Source organism: Methanobrevibacter sp. (assembly GCF_045636185.1).
Taxonomy (GTDB): domain Archaea; phylum Methanobacteriota; class Methanobacteria; order Methanobacteriales; family Methanobacteriaceae; genus Methanocatella.
On record NZ_JAZTXC010000070.1, the window covers coordinates 1 to 19250 of the forward strand.

At 31.0% G+C, this 19250-nt stretch carries 24 protein-coding genes; 3 read left to right on the forward strand and 21 right to left on the reverse strand.

All coding sequences use genetic code 11. The features are described from left to right. Positions 1 to 50: 50 nt before the first annotated feature. From ACKI3Q_RS04240 to ACKI3Q_RS04270, 7 genes are all read right to left on the reverse strand, one after another. Complete coding sequence (locus ACKI3Q_RS04240) at positions 51 to 368, reverse strand: hypothetical protein (protein ID WP_407414586.1); 318 nt, start codon at positions 366 to 368, stop codon at positions 51 to 53. A gap of 106 nt (positions 369 to 474) precedes the next feature. Then, positions 475 to 2106 (reverse strand): DUF2142 domain-containing protein, encoded by a 1632-nt coding sequence (locus tag ACKI3Q_RS04245; RefSeq protein WP_407414588.1) that lies wholly within the window; start codon positions 2104 to 2106, stop codon positions 475 to 477. A gap of 93 nt (positions 2107 to 2199) precedes the next feature. Beyond that, positions 2200 to 3795 (reverse strand): DUF2142 domain-containing protein, encoded by a 1596-nt coding sequence (locus ACKI3Q_RS04250; RefSeq protein ID WP_407414590.1) that lies wholly within the window; start codon positions 3793 to 3795, stop codon positions 2200 to 2202. Between the two features lie 27 nt (positions 3796 to 3822). Continuing rightward, a complete protein-coding gene (locus tag ACKI3Q_RS04255; protein WP_407414592.1) occupies positions 3823 to 4752 on the reverse strand; it encodes a glycosyltransferase family 2 protein in 930 nt (309 codons plus the stop codon). Between the two features lie 59 nt (positions 4753 to 4811). Beyond that, complete coding sequence (locus ACKI3Q_RS04260; protein ID WP_407414594.1) at positions 4812 to 6446, reverse strand: DUF2142 domain-containing protein; 1635 nt, start codon at positions 6444 to 6446, stop codon at positions 4812 to 4814. A 59-nt stretch (positions 6447 to 6505) separates the two neighbouring features. After that, on the reverse strand, positions 6506 to 7960 hold the full coding sequence (locus ACKI3Q_RS04265) for a sodium-dependent transporter (protein ID WP_407414596.1): 1455 nt from the start codon (positions 7958 to 7960) through the stop codon (positions 6506 to 6508). Between the two features lie 13 nt (positions 7961 to 7973). Further along, positions 7974 to 8774, reverse strand: coding sequence for a DUF169 domain-containing protein (locus tag ACKI3Q_RS04270; protein WP_407414598.1), 801 nt, complete (start codon positions 8772 to 8774; stop codon positions 7974 to 7976). Between the two features lie 218 nt (positions 8775 to 8992). On the opposite strand from ACKI3Q_RS04270, the gene ACKI3Q_RS04275 reads away from it, so the two are divergent. Together ACKI3Q_RS04275 and ACKI3Q_RS04280 are read left to right on the forward strand one after the other, a co-directional pair. Beyond that, positions 8993 to 9547 (forward strand): hypothetical protein, encoded by a 555-nt coding sequence (locus ACKI3Q_RS04275; protein WP_407414600.1) that lies wholly within the window; start codon positions 8993 to 8995, stop codon positions 9545 to 9547. Position 9548: 1 nt separating this feature from the next. Then, positions 9549 to 10019, forward strand: coding sequence for a pyridoxamine 5'-phosphate oxidase family protein (locus tag ACKI3Q_RS04280; protein ID WP_407414602.1), 471 nt, complete (start codon positions 9549 to 9551; stop codon positions 10017 to 10019). Here the strand turns inward: ACKI3Q_RS04280 and ACKI3Q_RS04285 are convergent, their stop codons facing one another. From ACKI3Q_RS04285 to ACKI3Q_RS04325, 9 genes are all read right to left on the reverse strand, one after another. Further along, positions 10020 to 10424: a hypothetical protein gene (locus tag ACKI3Q_RS04285; protein ID WP_407414604.1), complete on the reverse strand. Its 405-nt coding sequence runs from the start codon at positions 10422 to 10424 to the stop codon at positions 10020 to 10022. A gap of 2 nt (positions 10425 to 10426) precedes the next feature. After that, complete coding sequence (locus ACKI3Q_RS04290; RefSeq protein ID WP_407414606.1) at positions 10427 to 11569, reverse strand: toxic anion resistance protein; 1143 nt, start codon at positions 11567 to 11569, stop codon at positions 10427 to 10429. A gap of 76 nt (positions 11570 to 11645) precedes the next feature. Next, positions 11646 to 12332, reverse strand: coding sequence for a hypothetical protein (locus tag ACKI3Q_RS04295; protein ID WP_407414608.1), 687 nt, complete (start codon positions 12330 to 12332; stop codon positions 11646 to 11648). 28 nt (positions 12333 to 12360) lie between these two features. Then, on the reverse strand, positions 12361 to 13338 hold the full coding sequence (gene bsh / locus ACKI3Q_RS04300) for a choloylglycine hydrolase (protein WP_407414610.1): 978 nt from the start codon (positions 13336 to 13338) through the stop codon (positions 12361 to 12363). A gap of 10 nt (positions 13339 to 13348) precedes the next feature. Further along, entirely contained in the window at positions 13349 to 14143 is a 795-nt protein-coding gene (locus tag ACKI3Q_RS04305) for an amidohydrolase family protein (RefSeq protein ID WP_407414612.1), read from the reverse strand. A gap of 79 nt (positions 14144 to 14222) precedes the next feature. Beyond that, a complete protein-coding gene (locus ACKI3Q_RS04310) occupies positions 14223 to 14513 on the reverse strand; it encodes a nucleotide pyrophosphohydrolase (RefSeq protein WP_407414614.1) in 291 nt (96 codons plus the stop codon). A gap of 4 nt (positions 14514 to 14517) precedes the next feature. After that, positions 14518 to 14823 carry an HNH endonuclease gene (locus ACKI3Q_RS04315; protein ID WP_407414616.1) on the reverse strand — a complete coding sequence of 102 codons (306 nt, stop codon included), beginning with the start codon at positions 14821 to 14823 and terminating at the stop codon, positions 14518 to 14520. A gap of 13 nt (positions 14824 to 14836) precedes the next feature. Further along, positions 14837 to 15196: a hypothetical protein gene (locus ACKI3Q_RS04320; protein WP_407414618.1), complete on the reverse strand. Its 360-nt coding sequence runs from the start codon at positions 15194 to 15196 to the stop codon at positions 14837 to 14839. 115 nt (positions 15197 to 15311) lie between these two features. Then, positions 15312 to 15776, reverse strand: coding sequence for a hypothetical protein (locus tag ACKI3Q_RS04325; protein WP_407414620.1), 465 nt, complete (start codon positions 15774 to 15776; stop codon positions 15312 to 15314). Between the two features lie 383 nt (positions 15777 to 16159). Here ACKI3Q_RS04325 and ACKI3Q_RS04330 point away from each other — a divergent pair, with 383 nt between their 5' ends. Next, the gene (locus ACKI3Q_RS04330; RefSeq protein ID WP_407414622.1) at positions 16160 to 16819 is read left to right on the forward strand and encodes a uracil-DNA glycosylase; all 660 of its coding nucleotides are present in this window, start codon (positions 16160 to 16162) and stop codon (positions 16817 to 16819) included. Here the strand turns inward: ACKI3Q_RS04330 and ACKI3Q_RS04335 are convergent. The 5 genes from ACKI3Q_RS04335 to ACKI3Q_RS04355 all read right to left on the reverse strand — a co-directional run bounded on the left by ACKI3Q_RS04335 (position 16816) and on the right by ACKI3Q_RS04355 (position 19039). Beyond that, positions 16816 to 17112: a hypothetical protein gene (locus tag ACKI3Q_RS04335; protein WP_407414624.1), complete on the reverse strand. Its 297-nt coding sequence runs from the start codon at positions 17110 to 17112 to the stop codon at positions 16816 to 16818. The two genes, ACKI3Q_RS04330 and ACKI3Q_RS04335, sit on opposite strands and share 4 nt — an antisense overlap. A 63-nt stretch (positions 17113 to 17175) precedes the next feature. Then, positions 17176 to 17601: a universal stress protein gene (locus tag ACKI3Q_RS04340; protein WP_407414626.1), complete on the reverse strand. Its 426-nt coding sequence runs from the start codon at positions 17599 to 17601 to the stop codon at positions 17176 to 17178. A gap of 41 nt (positions 17602 to 17642) precedes the next feature. Next, entirely contained in the window at positions 17643 to 17978 is a 336-nt protein-coding gene (locus ACKI3Q_RS04345) for a hypothetical protein (protein ID WP_407414628.1), read from the reverse strand. Positions 17979 to 18038: 60 nt separating this feature from the next. Beyond that, positions 18039 to 18419 carry a hypothetical protein gene (locus ACKI3Q_RS04350; RefSeq protein WP_407414630.1) on the reverse strand — a complete coding sequence of 127 codons (381 nt, stop codon included), beginning with the start codon at positions 18417 to 18419 and terminating at the stop codon, positions 18039 to 18041. A 14-nt stretch (positions 18420 to 18433) separates the two neighbouring features. After that, positions 18434 to 19039 (reverse strand): hypothetical protein, encoded by a 606-nt coding sequence (locus ACKI3Q_RS04355; RefSeq protein ID WP_407414632.1) that lies wholly within the window; start codon positions 19037 to 19039, stop codon positions 18434 to 18436. Between the last annotated feature and the right edge of the window lie 211 nt (positions 19040 to 19250).

Consider the following 19250-nt stretch of genomic DNA (forward strand, 5'->3'; position numbering starts at 1 on the left):
AAAAAATAAAAATATAATAAAAAAAGTGAAAGAAAAATGTTGTTTCTCTCTTAAAATTGTATTCTGTTACCTGTCCAATCATCATCAGTTAATGATGCAAATTCATCCTTTTCATCTTTTATTTCAGTTTTAGATAATACAATAGACTCAATACTTGAATAATCTAAATAAAAAATCTCTCCTTCAACATCGGTTTCTTTTAAAAATCCTTGTTTGAATTCAAGAGTACTGTCAGTTTCACTATAAAAACTATGAATTTCATTTTCACATGACAACTGGAAATATGTAAAATCATTTTTTGATAATTCGTCCAAGAAATCTTGTATCATACTAGGATATTTAAGGCTGTTATTCTGTTTTATTCGCATTTTTAGTCCTCATTTTTATTTATTAACTATTAGAATTACAAAAACTTGAAATTCATAAATGTTATATATAATTTAATCATTAATGCTTTAAATACTTAATCATATCCTAATTCAACCAATAATATTTATTTGCAAATGCTATAATTAATGTGGCCATGAAAGAAATCATAAATATAATTGCATATTTATCAAATTCATCTTTATCTATAGGATTTTTCTTAAACCAGAACGCCACTGGAAGCAATGCCAATAAAGGAACGAAATATCTTGTACTAATACCCAAATTATAAAAGCCTACACTAGCCCAAGTCAATAGCTGAATAAAGCAGGTACCAATATAAATAACCAATATCATTAATGCTGAACCTATTTTTGTTTTTAACTCAAACTTAACATTTTTAGGATAAGCAAACAAGGTGACAGCCAAATAAATTAGAAGCAAAGCAGTCACTAAATTGTATTTATCATTATAATGATGAAACTGGCGAGCACCAAAGAAACTAAAGACACCAGTTAGTATATTCGGCAAATCTATAAAGAAAATATTATAGAAGAATTTTTGAAAACGATAAGGATGACTTATTAAATGATTTAATTGTGCTGTGGAATTAATCAGATTATGAGATGATCTCCATGAATGCAATAAAGTTGGGGCAGAATATCTACTCCACAATAAACCTATGGCTGAAACTATAACAATGCTAACCAATATGATTAAATAATTAGTTTTTCTATCCCTTTTGAATTTTTTAGAAGGAATAAACAATAATAAGAAAATTAATGATAAATAAGGTAACTTACAAAGACCTACAAATATACATATAACACTGAAAATAGCAATATCCTTATCTGTTAACGAACCATCAGGAGCCCTACACATATAAATAAAGTAAGAAATAACAAGAATACATAAAGAAATTATCATACAATCTATACTAACAGAAGAAGCCTGATATAATGCTATTGGAATACATGCAACTGCAAGCAAAGGAATCTTCAAAACCGGCGTTTTCTTAATAGCTAAAGAAATAACCCCTGCATAAAATATAAGATTACATATTCTTCCAAGCCATAGCATCCATATAACATTTAAATCTAACATTTTAGCAATAAAAATACCTAAAGCCTGAGGAAGATAACCAAAAAATGGGTTTTGTTCAAAGGCTGAATCGATAATCAAAGGATCATGATTTATTTTATCTGTGTCGTGTCCCGTTTCAAAAACCGTATGCCCCAGACTCTTATAGAAAAAACTAATTGCCGAAATCGAAGAATAACCTGCGCCAGTATTTCTTTCACTGCTTATTCTTTCTCCATCAGTATAATTGTATAAACTTTCAACACCCATATCATCCCCAGTCCAATGAGGAATGATTACACCCCTGGATGTAATTTCCGCTCTTGTGAGATGTTCTATTTCATCACTGACATCACAAATAGGAACAATCAAAGCACAGACAATACCAAAACATAAAATTATAACAAATGCTACCTTATAAAGTTCATCATCACTAGAATGCAAAAAATAGAAAACAATAGAAAAAATACCCAATATTGCCACTACGATAAATGTCAATATGACAAATTGAGGACTGGCCAAGTTTCTTTGACTGGCAGTGGATATTCCCAACAATAAAGTCAAAATAAGAAATATAAACCAATATTTCTTCGATTTAAAAAACATATCTTTATAATCTACAAATGTAGATTTTACATCAAAACCAGTAGAAACACCCATATTTTTTCCTCTTTGAAATAAATTCCCCTTTCATTATTACTTTATTTTTTAAAATATTTAAATGTGATAATAATTTGTATTCCAATTAAAAACTTAATAATATTTAGTTGTGAATGCCAATATCAGTGTTGCCATAAATGCAATGATAAAAACAATTGAATAATTATCAAATTTTGATTTATCTAAATTAAAACGCTTAAAATTGACTATTATCGGAAACAATGCAAACAATGGAATGAAATAACGTGTATTAATACCTAAATTGGTAACTCCAACACTGGCCCAGGTCAATAACTGGACAAAGCAGGTTCCAACATAAACAATCAATAATACCAATAATGAACCTATTCTAGTTTTACGGCTGAAATTATTTCTTTCAGGGTAGAAAAATAATATCCATATCAGAAACAGCAAAATCATTGCTACAATCAGATAATAGGTATCTGCATAATGATTTTTGCTTCCTGAACTGAAAAAATTGAAAACACCATACAGCATCCACCCTAAATCCACAGTGAATATCTGTGTTATGAACTTGTATGCAAACCAAGGATGCTTAATCAGATAAGTGATTTGGGCTCCTGAATCTACATAATTGAGCTTGGATCTCCAGGAATGCATTAATGCTGGAGTTGCATATCTACTCCACAATAATCCAATTATGGAGACTATTGAAATAGACGCCAGAGAAATTGGCAATATTTTTGAAAAATTAAAATTCTCTTTAGGTACAAATAACAGCAGGAATATGAAAGCCAAATAAGTAATCTTACAAAGACCTAACAATAAGCAGATAAATGTAAAAATAGCTACATCCTTTAATTCTATTGATTTTTCACCGCTTTTACATAAATAAATAAAATAGGCTATTGCAAGTATGCCCAATCCACATATCATCGAATCAATACTCACAGAAGCAGACTGATAAATCGTAATAGGAATGCATGAAACGGCAAGCAGAGGCATCTTTAAAACGGGAGTTTTTCTAATTGCCAGTGAAACCAAACCCGCAAAACAAATTAAATTACAGATTCTTCCAAGCCACATCATCCAGATAATATTTAAATCCAGCAATTTAGCAAAGAAAATACCTATTGCCTGAGGAAGATAACCAAAAAATGGATTCTGCTCAAAAGCAGATCCGTCAATCATCTTTTCATAATCAATTTTATTGGTATCCCATTTAACGTCAAAAACCGTTTTTTCACGGTCAATGCTGAAAAATTTGATGCTGTGAATCGTTTCGAAACCTACATCCCCATTCAGAACAGTACTGTACTTGCCTTCATCACTATGATTATATAATCTATCTACCCCAACATCATCTCCAGTCCAATGGGGAACCAATACACCCTGAGATGTAATTTCCGAGCGCGTAAAATGCTCTACCTCATCGCTGACATCACAAATCGGAACGATTAAAGCACATATTATACCAAAACACAGAATTACAACAAATGCTACCTTGTATAATTCCTCCTCATCATTATGGGAAAAATAAAATAGAATACAAAGAATGCCTAAAATAGCTACAATAATGAAAACTGCTATTTCAAATGTTGGATTCTGTAATTTTCTATTAAAAAGAGTAGATGCACCCATTACGGCAATTAACAGCAGATAAATTAACCAATATTTTTTGTTATTTAAAAAAATATCTGTATAATCCCGAAGCTTTTCCTTATACATTTTAAATACCAAATTACCAGATAAATATTATTTATCCTTTTTATTAAACCTAATTAATGTTAAGTGATGTTCAAGATTAGCAGTGTGATGCTTTTTAAGAACATGCAAAATAACTCCTGTGAAAAATGTTAAAGCAGCAATAATTACTACTGTTGAAATAACAATTAATGTCGGTATTTTCAAAACATAACCGTGAATTAAATATTTATTTAAAATTGGGAAGAAATAGATTGCAGCAATAATTAAAAGAACCAATGAGGCTATAGTGAAAAAGAATAAAGGTCTTTGATCACGAACCAAAGTATAAATCATTCTTAATACTTTATATCCGTCCTTATATGTGTTGAGTTTTGATTCACTTCCTTCAACACGGTCACGATAATCAATTGGAATCTCTTCAATGGAAAAATTGTTCATTAATGCGAAAACACTCATTTCAGTTTCTATTTCGAATTCTTTGGAAACTATTGGAAATGACTTTACAAAGTCAAAACTGAATGCACGCATTCCTGTCATGATATCTTTTAAATCACTTTTAAAGAATAAGTTGATTAACCATCTAACCATTTTATTTCCGACATTATGGAATGGACGATCATTCTCTTCAAAATATGTAGAGGATAATCTATCTCCAATAACCATATCCACATTCTTTTCCAAAACAAGCTTTTCAAATTCCAATGCAGAGTCTGCAGGGTATGTGTCATCCCCATCAACCATGATATAGCAATCAGCATCTATATCTCTAAACATTGACCTTACAACATTTCCTTTTCCCTGTTTATATTCATATCTGACAATAGCTCCATTTTCACGAGCTATTTTATCCGTGCCATCAGTTGAATTATTATCATAAACATATATATCAGCATGAGGCATTACTTTCTTAAAATCACAAACAACTTTTTTAATAGTTGCAGACTCATTATAACAAGGAATTAATATTGCAGTTTTCATGATTACACTAAAAATTTTTTTATTAATAATAGTATTACTTTTAACTTATTTAAAATTTGTTAAATTATCCAATAATATTTTGTTGCAAAGGAAATAATCATTGTAGCTAAAAATGCAACAATCAAAACTATTGCATATTTATCGAACACAACCCTTTTAATAGGATTATAATCAACATGCAGGGCAATCGGAATTAAAGCCAATAATGGAATAAAGTATCTTAAACTTAAACCCAGATTAAATTTACCCACAAATGCCCATGTTAACAATTGAATGAAACATGTAGCAATATAAATAACTAATATTAATAATATTACACCCAATCTTGTTTTTAACTCAAATTTAACTTTTTGAGGATAAGCAATCAAAGTTACAGCTAAAAATGAAAGTAAAGAGAGAGTTACTACAAGATATTTATCAATATAGTGATCAACTATCTGGCGAGCTCCAAAGAAACTGAACACACCGTTAGCCAAATGTCTTAAATCACGGGTGAATATTATTTTCAGGAACTCTTTTACATAATCAGGATTATTAATCATATATTGAATTTGTGCTGTGGAATTAACCAGATTACGGGAAGCTCTCCATGAATGCAATAATGTAGGAGTTGAATATCTACTCCACAACAGACCAATGATTCCAGCTACAGCAATTAAAATAAGTATAATTGGCAGAACCCTTTTAATTTCATCCTGATAATTCCTAAATGGAACCAGCAATAGCAGAAAAATAAATGCCAAATAAGTTAACTTACAAAGCCCAAGAAGTATACAGATAACACTAAATATAAGTATTTCCTTTCGCGTAATCGATTTTTCCTCACTGTGACACATATAAATAAAGTAAGAAACCGCGAGAATAGCCAGAGAAATTATCATACAATCTATACTGACCGAAGAAGCCTGATAAATACTGATTGGAATACATGATACAAGAATTAACGGAAGTTTTAAAACAGGCGTCTTTCTGATAGCTAACGAAACAACACATGCATAAAATATAAGATTGCAAATTCTTGCAAGCCACAGCATCCACATTACATTCAAATCCAGAAGTTTAGCCACAAAAATACCTGCAGCCTGAGGCAAATAACCAAAAAACGGATTTTGTTCAAATGTTGATTCAATAAGATATGGAGTATGATTTATTTTATCGGTATCATGTCTCGTTTCAAAAACTGTATCTCCCAGATAGTTTGTAAAAAACTTCAGGGATTCAATCGTGTAAAATCCTGCACCGTCATTACGTTGGGTACTGTAAACCTGCCCAGGAGTATAATTAAACAAGCCGTCAACACCCAGTTCCTCACCAGTCCAGTGAGGGAATAAAATACCTCGGGATGTTATTTCAGCTCTAGTTATATGTTCGGATTCGTCACTGACATCACAGATAGGAACAATCAAAGCACAAACGATACTAAAACATAAAATTATTACAAAAGCAACTTTATAAAGCTCCTCATCACTATCATGAAGAAAATAAAAAAGAATGCAAAAGATGCCTAAAATAGCAACAATTACAAAGGTTAAAATTGCAAATTCCGGATGTATTGTGTTTTTTTTACTGGTGGTTGTCAATCCAAAGATTACTATCAAAGCCAAATAAATTAACCAGTATTTTTTTGATTTGAAAAGCATATCCTTATATGCATTAAATGTAGCATTAAAATCAAAATTATTCACAACATCCATTTTATATCTCCAATTTAAAAATTTATCATTTTATATATTTATTATTATTGAAAAAAATATTAGCTATTAGTTGAATTGAATTTTGTGAAAAATATTGAAAGTCCCAAAACACCAAATGTGATAACCAAATCAACAATTATTTCCAATAAATCCGCTTCAGAGAATAAGCCAACAACACCATAGACCCAAATAACGATTATAATTATTGGAAGTATATATTTAAGAGTGAATTTCCATTTTTTTCCAACTTTAAATTTAGATAATTTGTTTAATGCAGGCATTACCTTTTCCACTCCATAATACCAGGAAAATATTACTGACTGAATAGCAATCAATATTAAAATAGCAAATTCATTCACAAAGCTGTCGACAAGTTCAAGCAAATGACTTCCTATGCTTGTTGCAAAAATCAATGAACAAATGCATGCAATAATTGATAATATCGTTACTCCTTTTTTACGGGACCACCCAAATTTATCCAAAATTGAGGACAATAATGGTTCAAATAATGCAAATGAGGATGTAATCCCTGCAAATAATATTGACAGGAATAATAACGGACCTAAAATATGCCCAATAAAACCCATTGAATTAAAAATTTGTGGAAATACAACAAATATCAAACCTGACCCATCAGTTACCAAAAGATCAATAGGAATAGATGAACTTACAGACATGTATCCCAGAATAGAAAAGACACCTACTGCTATGAATATTTCATATAATGAATTTGCAGTAACTACCATCACTACATCATCTATCAATCTTGCATCTTCATTTAAATAGGTGGCATAAGTATACACCATTGCCTGACCTATGCTTAACGTGAAAATGATTTGTGCAAATGCAGCAAGCCATACTCTAATATCCAAAAGTGCATTCCAATTAGGGTTTAAAAGTGCATATAATCCTACCTTAGAACCCGGCAGAGTGAATGAATAGAGAAAAATAAATAGCATTATAATGAATAGCATTGGCATTAAAACTCTTGAAACCATGCCTATTCCATCATTTACATCATGGTTTGATATAAACCAAAAAATTACCCACAGAACAATAATGCCAATGAAAGTAGGAACTACAATTCCTATAGGAGATGACAAATCCGAATTGCCGCCAACATTATTTGTAAAAAATGAAGCTGTGTCTGCTCCCCATCCAAAATTAAAACTATTAAACAGATATACCAAATCCCAGCTTAAAATTACCATATAATAAATAACAACAATAAAAACCAATAAAACAATCATCCAAGCAAATATTTCAAATTCGGGCCTAATATCATGCATCAATTTCGAAAAACTCTTCTTTAGACTAAAACCCAAACCATATTCCAAAATTAAAAAAGGAACACCCATTACGGCAATAGCCATAAAATATGGAATGAAAAATGATCCTCCACCATTATTGTACAATACATAGCTAAAACGCCATATATTTCCAATTCCAATTGTCAGACCAACCATTGCAACAACAAATGTTACAACTGAATTCCACTGAGATGACTTGTTCATATTATCATGAAATTTATTTCCTGTAATTTTTCCATAATTCTGTTTGAAGAACGCTTTTTTTACTAATTTCCTCCAATTTCAAGAATAATTTCCAAGGCATGGCCAATGTCAAATATTCATTAGGTATGAAATGTTTGGTTTTTGACCTGCCGGCCAAATCAATAGGTCCTAAAACAGGAATAGGATCATCGCTTTCATCTTGCTTAAATACATAGTTTCCTATTGACTGGCATGAAGATGCCTGAGGCGTCAATAGACATGCATTCTTAGTTCTGAATGATGTGTTTAACTGTATTAAAATAGTTAGTTCCAATGGATTTAAAGTAAATATGACGGACTTTGGAATTTCTCCCTCATTTAAGTTTTCTATTCCTTTAAAAATTACATATTCTCCTTCATCATATATTGGCCTATTCTTAATGTTTTCCTTTGCGGTTTCAAAATCAGTGAAAATCCTTTCACCTTCACGAAACATCTCGCTAACACGAGGCATATTATCAAGTTTTTGCTGATATGATTCCTTATCCGGAGCACTTTCAATTCCACATGAAAGGAAACTGGCCTGAAAATCTATCGCATCCTCGTTTGGAAGACCAGATCCCCAACCAAAACCTGCAGATATTCCACCACAGCTAATATTTTCGCGGCCAAAATAGGTTGTTGTTCTTTTAGCTATAGTCTGAGCTACAAAACTCATTACACACCCGCCTTTTCCAGGTTTTGGTCCTTTTGCATCCTCCGGTTTTTCATCAGATTTTAAAAGAACGACAGGCGGGAACCTCAATTGCAATTCATCAGAAATGTAACATTCCATTTTAATACCCCAATTAATATTTTATTGAACAAATTATTAAAAGATATGTGTATTGATGAAAGCAAAAATGAAAATGTTAACTATAGCATCAATTATTTTTAAATAACCTTAAGTTATCCCAGTTACTTCACTATCAACATACAAAATAATTAACCAATATTGCATTTAAATTAATTGAAAAAGTCTTTTAATCTATGAGATATAAATGAATAACCATCATGGAAATAACAAAAGAAATCATTGAACAAATACATGAAAAACTAAATCAGGTTTCACCGCTGAATTATGACTGCGGAAAGCTTTGCGGCGAAATATGCTGCGTTTATGATGATGAGGATTATCCGAACGATGATTTGATAATTTATCTTTTGCCCGGAGAGGAATTATTATATGACTCATCAAAATCCTTTGAATTGATACATTATGATATAGAAAAAATCAGGTATCCTCATTCATGGAAAGATGGCGTTTATACAGTAAAATGTTTAAATCCTCCCAGATGCCAGCGTGAAATAAGGCCAATCCAATGCAGAACATTTCCACTGATACCCCATATTGACAAAAATAACCATTTCTATTTAATATTTGATGATAGCCAGTATCCATACAAATGCCCATTGATTAATGACAATATCAAGTTGAATGAAGATTTTATTATTGAAACATATAAAACTTGGAGATTATTGCTTCAAAACAGATTAGTCTACGATTTAGTGGATATGGATTCAAGAAAAAGGGAAAATAAAAAAATAAAATATAAAATAGTTCGATAACATGTTCAGAAAAATGAGAAGATACAAACAGGAATTGACAGAAGAAGAATGCATTGACATATTAACAACCGAGCCTCGAGGAGTATTAGCTCTTCTCGGTGACGAAGACTATCCCTATGCCATTCCAATGAGCCACGTATATGCCGATGGAAAAATATATTTTCACGGAGCAAAAGAAGGACACAAAAACGATGCAGTCAAAAAATATCCGAAAGCATCCTACTGCATTGTAGATGAAGGAATTAAAAATGAAGATGAATGGTGGTATACATTCAAAAGCGTGATTGTTTTTGGAAAAATCAGAACCATAGATGAAAACAGTGCAAAAATAGATAAATTAAGGCATTTGGGAAACAAATTTTTCCCAACACCAGAAGAAACAGAAAAAGAAATTAAAAGGTTATTGGATAGAACTGAAGTATTCGAATTAACCATAGAACATATAAGCGGCAAAATTACTGTGGAAAAGTAATTAATTAAACACTTTTTCAAGGAGGTAGCCTATTATAAAGCCAATTATTGCGACAGGAGCTGCAAAAACTAATCCAAACAAAATTGATACAAAAATTCCTGTGACACCTACGCCGGTAGTCAAAGTGAGAATTAATCCGAATCCAGTAAATGCGCAAAAGACAATTAATGTAGCACATTTAGTCTTGGCAAGTCTTAATCTGCCATTATGCTTGTCATATTTATACATTAATTTAGCTTTAATGGAATCTGCTGAAGGTGCAGGGTAAGATTGTCCTTTTCTTACAACCTTGAAATCCTTTTTTAAACCATCCACATTCTCATCGAATGTTTTTAAATTAACGCCGCATTCATGACAAAAGCTTACGCCATCTTCGTTTTCATATCCGCAGTTATAACATCTCATGGCTATTCAATCAAATCTTTGTTTCCGGTTTCAATTTTATTTACAACTTTTTGTCCTTCGTCAGCCATATCGCTGAACATCTGAATTGTTTCTTTCATTCTAGGAAGTGCCTGTTCTTTGTAATCACTCACTTCTTGGATAGCTGCAATAGCTTCAGCAAAGGAATTTTGAAGAATTTCAGGTGAAATCATAGCTTCTGCACTAGATTTTTGAATTTCAGCACCTTGGTCACGGAGCATATGTGATGTGGATTCAATAATGCTGCCTGTAGTTTCATTTAAGATATTGATCTTATCCATTACTATTTTTTGGTCGTATAATGCACTTGCAACCATTACACCAGTTCTTAAAGCGGTTACGGTTACATTCTTAGCACGGTTAACACCACGGATTAGCTCCTTATTATTTCTTCTGATAACATTTAATGAGACAATTCCCTGCTGGTTTATTACAATCATCTGCTGCATATCCATGATTCTTTGCCTTAATGGGAATAGAATTTCTTCCTTAACAAATGAAATCTTTTCAGGGTCAACGCCATCCATTTCAGCCTTCTGGATTTGCATTTCTATTGACTCATCCATTTCCTTTCCAAGTTTAATATCGGCCAAAAGCTTGTTGGTTACTTCCCTCAAGTTGTTTTCTTCAGCAATGAGAGTCGTATTATCATTCTGTAATATTTTACTGCTGTGGTCTAGGGATTCTATAATCTGTGCAATAGCAACTTCAGCTTTCTGATATCTTGTAAAGTATTTTCTTACAGGATTAAAAATATCTCCTAAAACTCCTTTTTTTGTGAAATCTACTTTGCCTGGGTCTAAATCTTTCATCTGATAATTCAATTCAGCCAATTTATCTCCGATATTTTCAGATTCAGAGCTACCTTTACTTAAATCAACAAAACGAGTACTTAATAGATGATTTTTTTGTGATGATCTTGTCATGTCATTCAAACCAAATTCATCCAAAGGTTTTAAAATGCTTTCCCTTTCTGAAGGATTATTTAAATCAGCATCAAATATGGCTACTGCATTATTTTGAGCCTGAGTTTTAAGATTTGAATTTTCCAATTTTTCCTGTTCTACCTTGATTGTATCGTCTACTTCATTTTGTATCTCATCAATATTAAGTGAAAATTCAGACATTTCCATAACCTCATTAAAATACTATATGTATATTATATGGTGTGGTTATTTTTAAAGTTATGTATGAAAATTGTTATTAATCATATTTCTTTACGGAATCTATTAAATCTTTCATGTCATCAAATAAATTCTCAACATCAGTATTGCTATCCTTATTTGAACTTAAATTAATAATCAATTCATTTGTCAAATCATCGATTTGAGAAATAATAGCTTTCATATTGCTAATCTTATTTTCAAGTTCAGTGTCAATTCTTGGTGTTTCACGGGTAGCTAACTGGACAATATTTAATGCTGAGTCAACCTGATAGTTAAAGACCTTAGTACAATTTTTAACAGCATCCATAAATTTATCATATGTAATTTGAGGAGGAGCAAAAGATTTTTCAATAAGATTAATAACGATTTTCTCTTTAGCATCATATTCTGTTTTAAGAGATTTGACCTGATCTTCATATCTTTTAAGGGGAGCATCTAAATTGATAACAGGAGTATCTTCTACAGGGTCCTTTTTTTCAGTCCTTTGGGCAACTTTACTTTTATCCGCATTTTGATTAATCAAATAACGGAGTCTAGTTTGCAAACCCTCTTCACTTACGATATTTAGCCTAATTTCCTCTTTAAGTTGATTTCTGATATGCTGTCCTGTGTGAATATCAATACCATTGGCTCTGAGAAGGGCCTTATATTCTTCACTTAAGCTAAAGCCACCGGTCAATTCCTCTAATTTTCTCTCAGCAGGACTTTTTGAAAACATTCCCATTTTACAAACACCAGTATTAATCTATATTTTAATTGATATATGAAATTTGCTCTTCATTAATCAATGGATAATCAATCAACACATTTGAATCCAGGTCTTCTTCCATTAATTTGACTGCAGTTATTTGGCTATTATTGTATGTTTTATAATATAAAACAGCATCATTTGTATTATAGCAGGAAGTGTAAATAGTATATTCATATAAATCAGGGTCCGTTATGAATGTACAGCCGTTTTGCTGTTCCACCGATGCCAGAATATGGAAAAATTGGGATACACTTTCCTCTTCGCCATCACCAGAAAATGAATTTGCACGTGTGAAAGCAACTTTAGCAAATCTAGATGAAGAAGATAAATCTCCTGGAAGGCCAATAGCACCCATTCCCCTTGAATACTCATCCAAATCAAAAGATTTGGAAAATGAATTATTAGGATTTTTATTGGACAGGCCCATATATTTATTTAATTCTGACAACTGCTTATCAAAAGGAGGATTATTTGTCAAAACCCCGACAGGATTATCATATACCTTTAAGCCATCTTTTAAAGGTTCAACAACAATAGCTCCGCTGTCATCGGATATCATCCAATGAAGAGGAGATAACGGCAACTCTTCAGAAAAGTTAATGTTAACCAAATTTATATTTTCAAGGGCTTTTTTAACCTCATTGACATTGGAAAAATTGCTTAACAAATAAGGTATAAATTCAAAAGGAGTGATATTAATCATTCCTTCCTTTTCATCAAGATAATGAGCATTGCCTGCAAAATTCAAACCGGCTATTGACAATCCCTTTTCATTACATGCATCATAATACAAGGGATATTCATCTATTCCTGCTGCAACGCCAATTATTGCATGATGTGATTCAATTGAATCGATTAGCTTAAAGTCAAATTTAAAATTTCTAGGAGTAATAGTTACTTTTTCATTATAAGATATTTCATAATCAAAGTTACGGCCAAAATAATGGTTTTTTGTTATATAATTACTTGAAGTACACATTATATTCCCCTCATAACTTAAGAAGTTTTGCGGAATTTTCATATAAAATCATTGATCTTTCCTCATCGGTCAAATCAATTTTATTGAAGTATTCCATTTCACTTACAGCATCCCACATGGGATAATCTGTTCCCCACAATACTTTATCTGTACCATATGCATGAATTAACTCTTTTGCTGTTTCCGGTGAAAGTGCATATAAGCTGGAACTTAAATCAACGTAAAGGTTTTCTCTTCCGGCCAATTGGCGGGTAGCTTCCTCCCACATACTCCAGCCTGCAAAGTGGGCGCCAATAACAGTCATTTCAGGAAACTTATCCAAAAATGGAATCAGCTGTTCAGGATTGGAATAATTGTATCTGAAATCACCGCAATGAATTAAAAGCGGAACTTCACCTGCATTAATAACTTCACCTAAATCAAATGCTCTTTTTTCATTTAATGCAAAAAGCTGAAAATCAGGGTGAAGCTTGACTCCTTTCAATCCAAGTTCAATCAGATAATCGAAATCTCCCTGAATATCATCACTGTCAGGGTGCAGAGTTCCGAAACCGGTAAATAAATCAGGGTGCTGGTCTACTTCATAACTAATAAATTCATTTATTGAGTTAACCTGTTTTGGAGAAGTTGCAACAGAATGAATTAAATAATGAACAACACCCACTTTATTACCATCCTTTATTAAATCGTCAGTTTTACCATTTAAAGACATTTTTAAATCATAAAAATCCTTAATACCTTCAACAGCTTTTGAAGCAATTTTTTCAGGATAAATATGACAATGAGCATTTATCACTTTTTGCATTATATTCACCAATTAATAATTATAATTGTTTTTATTAAAATAATTATTTAATAAATAAAAATAAATATTTAGAAAAAAATTATAAAATATCCTCTTTTGGAGGATACTTAATGGCATTTTTTTCCATCTTGTTTAATATGATTTCTTTTACATCCAAATCCAGTTCAATGGCCATCAAAAAGCAATAATTCAATACATCAGCAAGTTCATCTGCAACTTCTTCTACATCGTAGTCTTTTCCCCATTGAAAGTGTTCTAACAATTCTGCTGATTCTATTGATATTGATTTTGCAAGGTTTTCTGGAGTGTGGAACTTTTTCCAGTCACGGTCACTTTGAAACTTAATTAATTCCTGTTTAATCTCTTCCATGAAATCACTCTTTGTTGTTTTTCTTTCTTAATATTAATGAATATTTCTGAGAAAACTTAACAAATGTATGGGGGTTAATCTCATTATATTTTCTGTGATACATATTGTGGCACTTGTGACACATTACAACTCCATTATCCGGACTGAAATATATGGGATTTGAGGAATCGCATTTGATGATGTGATGCGGCTCCAGATTTTCATCAGCTCCACAGATTACACATTCCTCATGCTCCCACAGCAGTTCTCTTGCCCAGGACTTCAGCTTCCAGTATACCTGGGAAGAATGAATCTTTTCAACTCCAATCATAATTACGCCCCCATCAATTATCCAAATACTCCAGATCAACTCCGGCTTCGGTATATTCAAATACCAGTGGCGTATTTTTACATGTGACTGAAATTACTCCACAGTATTCTGTGAAGTTATCATCAGTCAGTTTCTCAAATAGGTTGTTTGAGATGGACCTTGGAAGCCTTCGAGGAATTTTTGACGGAATCCTCCTAGGTTTCTTGTTCTTGTTAATGAAATCCTCACTTAAAATGAATTCCATTAACATGAATTCCTCGTTTGTTTCCAGTTCAAATGCATTAGATTCAGTTATTAAATCTAAAAAGTTCAAAGTTTGAGTAAATGATGGATTTACACAAACGTGGTTATTACAATTTGGACAATTTTCCATTTAACATCCCTCCCCGGTTTATAACAAAATATTGTTTTTAAATAAGATACAGCTTAACAAATAACAAATCATTATTAAAATATTTTTAATGGCAAATCACTCCTTTAAAAAAGATTTAATAATAAAAGATTAAATCATCAATCATTTCATTAGCTATCTGAGCTAAAATGTCGTTTTTACTAAATTTTTCAAAGTGTGGTTTTTTGATATAGCTGGTTTTTCCTATGGTAATTTCATCACCATGGATCTTGATTCCAATATCGGTGACTTCATCCAATGCAGTTTCAGGTATTTTGACAGTGGTCCTTGTAGACCCGCTTTCTATTTCTACAGTAATTAAATTCTTTTCAGTGCTCGTTTCAACTAAATGAATCAATCTAACATAGATTCCATTTTCATTGATTTTTCTTGACACGAAATCAAAAAATTCATCATCCATTTCATCAAAGGTGTATTTTTCATCTGCAAGCCCAAGGAGGGTTGGCATTTCATCACCTGCAGAGAGCTCTTCAACATAGAATGGGAATTCGTCAGGCACAATTACAGTATTTTCAATAGTTTTTCTCACATTAATCTTCATATTTCTCCTCTTTTATGGTAATGGTAATCTAATTCAACAACAAATGCTTAAAGTTAAACAAATTGTCAAATATGGATGGTTATAACCTCCTTTTAAAAAATACATTCAAAAGCAGTTTACAATTGCAGGAAAAAATAATTAGATTAGAACACTGCATATCCAGTGACTTTTACAAATGCTATCATATTTATCAACTCCCTTTAAAGTTATGATAAATTCGTATATAGTCAGTTTTCAAATGGTGTGATTATCTTCAGTACAGTACTTAATAATATATAATCCCTAGTATATAAATATATTGATTTTTGGGGCAATTTTATAAAAATTTTAAATAAAATATTAAAAAGAAAAATATTAAAATTAGCTTCTACAAAGAAAATAATATGATTGGAAATGATTGGGATTTAGTTTTAAAAAAAGAATTTGAAAGTGATTATTTTAAAAAAATAGAAGAGTTTACAAATAACGAATATGCGACAAGAACAATTTATCCACCAAAAGAGGATGTCTTTAATGCATTTAAGTTTACTCCTCTCAGCAATGTAAAAGTTGTAATTTTAGGTCAAGACCCATATCATGAAGCAGGTCAGGCACATGGACTTGCTTTTTCAACTCCCGAAGGACGGCCGATACCAAGATCTCTTAAAAATATCTTTAAAGAAATAGAAAATGAATACTCCTACCCCATCCCCGATTCAGGTTGCCTTGAATCCTGGGCATACCAAGGGGTTTTCTTATTAAACACTGTCTTGACCGTGCGTGAAGGTGAAGCCAATTCACATAGCGACTGCGGTTGGCAAACATTTACGGATAATGTTATTAAAGCATTAAATCAGCAGCCACAACCTATAGTTTTTTTATTATGGGGAAAACAGGCTGAAAAGAAAAAAGAATTTTTAGATAATCCTAATCATTTGGTTTTAGTTACTTCACATCCAAGTCCTTTTTCTGCAAGAAGAGGATTTTTTAACTCAAATCATTTTAAATTAGCTAATGAATTCTTAAAAGAAAATGCTTTGGATGAAATAAACTGGAAACTTTAATATAATAATTCTTCCAAAACCAGATTATCTATATATGTAGTATCGTCCTTTAAGGATTCGATGTGATGAATTACATTCAGTTTCAAGTCTTCAAGCTTAATGCGACCTTCCAAACTTTTGAAATCAATCAAAAAATTAAATTCATATATCAGTTCGTTTGAATAATTGAAAACCCTCCAGTTCTGGCCCTCAATATGAATTGAATGAACTGACCATTTGCTCATCAGATTATTGATTTTTAAGCTTACCTGATCTACATCAAAATCAGTGTAGTATATTTCTTTTTTTGTCATTTCCTTGAATTGTCGTTTATGGATGGCCAATAGTTTAAATTAAAATGAAAAAAAAATGATTCATTATTTATGAATCAATAAAACATCTCTTTCAGTACCTTTCAATACTCTTTCAGCTACACGTCCAATGAAATATTTTTTCATAGATGATGTTCCTGATGCTGCAATAATTATTAAATCAACATCTTCCTCTTCAGCAACATCAATAATTATTTCTGATGGAATTCCAGCAATGACCAATTTTTTTAAGTTTACCTCTTCATCAAAAAGACTAGCCATACTTTCAACATTGGCATTAGCTTCCTCTATAAATGCTTTATTCATATTTTTAACATTTTTTTTATTATGAAATGGTGTATTAGCTTCTATTTTACTTGCAACACCTAATATAATAATTTCTCCACCATCATCAAGTATTTTAATTGCTCTTTCAACTTCATTTTTAGAAATTTCAGACCCGTCTGTCGGCAATAATATTTTATCAAACATTTTTTTAACTCCAGTAATATATAATATCTTTTTTATTACATTTATATTATTTCTTTAAATTTTTCCATTTCTTTTTGAATGAATTTTAAGTTTTCTGAATTTTTAATACTTTCATCATCAATATATTTCATCTGGTCATTTAATTGTCTTAACCTAATTCTGAATGCCATTATTAGACTAACTGCATCCCGAAAGACTTCAATATCATTTACACGATATAATAACTCTTCTATTTTATTTAATGTACCTAAAATATTTTTTTCAAAAACCAAATTTCCATCAAATTCCCTTTGGCAAGCTATAATGGAATCATATATTTTTTGACAATCAATTTCTAATGAATCAGAATTAATCGGATTAATTTCACTACTTTTCATTTATGAAAACTCCTTAATATCAATTATATTTTTAATAATTAATATAATTAGCTGAAATTACTAAGGAAAAACTAGGATATTGTTGTAATTTCTATAATTTTCAAATTCGCTATAAACGATATAGTGACCAGGATTTAATCTGATATTTAATGTTGCAACACCATTAGAATCCGTTAAAGTATGATAGTCAACTCCATTCACACGCATCAGTACTTCTTGATTTGGTTCAATAGATTTTCCATCCTTTAGAATTTGAACCTGATACTGGCTTTGATTATTATAATTTTTAATAAGATCCGTAGAATTGAAAGTGACCTTATCTACTTTAAATATATTAAAAATGATATCTGAAGCATTGTGGTTAGCATCATCTATTGCATATGTAACTTGAAAACTTAAAAAAAATAAGAATAAAAAAATAATAAAATATTTATATTTCATTATTACCCCAAACATTAATGTTTTTTATAAATGGATAAAGGGATTAATAATAACCCTAATATTAACAATGCAAATGGATTCCCTGCAGAATTTAAACCAATAGGAGCATTATTAACTATTTGGCTGGTAGAACCATTAATATCACTTTGATTAGATTCATTATTAACGTTTTCCGGTTGAACATAAATATTTAACGGGATAAAGCTGGATCCATCTAAACTAGCCTCAAATATAGCAGTAACATTAGATACTAATGCCTGACAAATAAAAGTATATCTTAAAATTTCACCAGGAACTATATTATCAATAATAAACTTCCCATCATTATATTCAGCAGGAAAAATTAATAAATTGAATTCTTTTGGTATTTTATAGAAAATTGTTAAATTGTGTATGGCTTCATTACCATTATTCTTGACATCCACATAAACATTGACCATGTCACCCTTTGAAACTGTTGAAGGTTCATAAGACTGACTTATATCAACATCCGGGGTTGAAATGTCCTCTGAAGTATCATTTACAAAAATAGTATCATTATCACTAGCACTAACAACATTAGTTAATGCAAAAATGAAAAAAACAGCAATCAATGCAAATAATACGTATTTAACTTTCATTTTTATTACCCAAAAATACCTAAACATATAATATAAACAAGTAATACTTTTTACATCATCTTATTTAAACATATAGTGATTATTCCCAAAAAAACATCAAATTTCAAAAAAAAAATCTATTTGATACAATTTTAAAAATAGAAAAATGCCCTTAATTTTGATAATTATTTATAGTCCATACCTGATTTCACCAAAATAAAAAAATTTAACC